Here is a 1,723-nt window from a genome sequence, read left to right on the forward strand (position 1 = left end):
GCCCCCCGCCGAGAATCTGCTTGAAAACGCCTTCGGTGTGCTGGCTGGGCGCCAGATTCAATGCCTTAGACGTGAGCCGGTAAAGCTCCGGAAGCTCAGGGGCTTCCCCATAGGCAACGCCCAGCTCGTCTAGGATGTGCTTGCACACGGTCTCCAACAGCGTCCGGGCCATTGTTATGGCCCCCTCTGGGTCTACCTGCCGCCGCTCCAGAGCCTTACGCCAAGCCGTCTGAAGGTGCTCGGCGTCAAACTTCTCGATGGCCGCAGTGACCGCTTGGTCAGCGGGGCTGGTGCGCCCCTGCTCAATTCGCTCCAGGAGCGGGCGGAACGCATCCCAGAGGTAGGTGCGGCGCTCAGCGTAGGACGGGAACTTGTACTTGATGAACTGCCAAAACTGGCTCAGGCTGCGGCTGGTCCGCACAAACTTTGGGACCAGAGGAGCCAGTTCGGTACGCGCCAAAAGGACATCCCGAAGCGCGCAATAGTCGGCCTCGTCCTCATGCCCACCTGTGGCCTGAGAAACGAGGATGTTCTGAAGGGACTCGACTTGCTCCAGCAGTTCTGCTGAGGGGCTCACACTTCATCTCCAACGGCTAACGTCTTATTGATAGCGACTTCCATCCACCGTCTATTCGACCCGAAAAAACTCCACGCTCTGCCCCGCATTGACCGCCCGCCGCAGCCAGTCGGGCATCTCGCCCTGCCCGTCCCAACTCTGCCCCGCGGCGTTGCGATAGCAGACCACTGGCGGTGGCGCGGGTGCGGGTGGCGGCGGTGGCGGAGGATCGAAGCACCCTGCCGCTTCCAGCTCCTCCATGGTCAGCCCGTAGTCGGCCATCTCCGCCTGGATCCAGCGGATCGCCGCCGCCCGCTCAGTTTTTGCTGTCATGGCTGTCGTCACTGCTGTCGCTGCCGTCTTCCGGGTTGGAGGCGGCCGTTGGCGCGCCCTGCTTGTCTTTCTGCTGTTGGTCCAGTTTTTCGCTCTGTGCTTGCTGCTCGGTCGGCGCTGGGCTCGCCGCCGCCTACCACCATCCCGCTCCGGCGGCCCCATTCGCAATTCTGCCAGCAGCTGGCGCGCCAGCGCCGCTTCGGCCTCGGCCCGCTCGGCCCGGCGCCGCGCCGCGCCCAACTCCGCCTGCACCGCGTCCAGGTCGTGCGCCGCTTTGCGCTGCGCCTGCTCGGCGCTGGCGAGCCGATCGGCGAGCGCCGCGACCTGGGCTTCGAGCCGGGCACGGACTTCAGCCTGTGCCACGGCCGTGTCGCGGGCCTCGCTGCGCGCCGCCACCAGTTCGCCGCGCAACGCTTCGGCCGTGCGCTCGCTCTGCTGGCGCGCGGTCCGCTCGGCGTCCAGTTCGCGCAGGCTGGTCTCCCCTTGTTTTCGCTGCAGTTTACCGGGGTAGCCGCCCCTTGTAGCCATGCGGGTTTCCGGGCCGCCACCTAAAAAAATGCCAATAAATCATTAGGTTGCTGTCTGCCCCGTCGCTCAGTTTTTGCTGTCATCGCTGCCGTCACTGCTGTCGTTGCCTTCGTCCTGATTGTTAGGCAGCGCCGCCGCCCCCGGCTCGTTGCCCGGCTCTTCCCCTTGGGCTTCCTACGCAGTGGCCGCCGAACTTCCGGTCTGCCGAGTTTGCTAGTAGGAAGCGCTAAACAGTATGAGACATGGGATCCACTTGACACCCAAGGTCGGCGAGGCGTTTGAGCAGGCGGCGGATGGTCTTGTTGA

The 1,723-nt window shown here is 65.0% G+C and carries 1 protein-coding gene and 2 pseudogenes; all 3 read right to left on the reverse strand.

Annotation, left to right across the window (positions count from 1 at the left end):
* Nucleotides 1–577: pseudogene (locus RM96_RS29870) on the reverse strand (hypothetical protein); the annotation flags it as partial.
* Nucleotides 578–628: 51 nt separating this feature from the next.
* Nucleotides 629–889, reverse strand: coding sequence for an H-NS histone family protein (locus RM96_RS29875; RefSeq protein ID WP_039015356.1), 261 nt, complete (start codon nucleotides 887–889; stop codon nucleotides 629–631).
* Nucleotides 873–1,363: pseudogene (locus tag RM96_RS38020) on the reverse strand (hypothetical protein); the annotation flags it as partial. The pseudogene RM96_RS38020 and the gene RM96_RS29875, both read right to left, overlap by 17 nt.
* Nucleotides 1,364–1,723: the final 360 nt, after the last annotated feature.

The organism is Cupriavidus sp. IDO (assembly GCF_000812465.1).
GTDB lineage: Bacteria > Pseudomonadota > Gammaproteobacteria > Burkholderiales > Burkholderiaceae > Cupriavidus.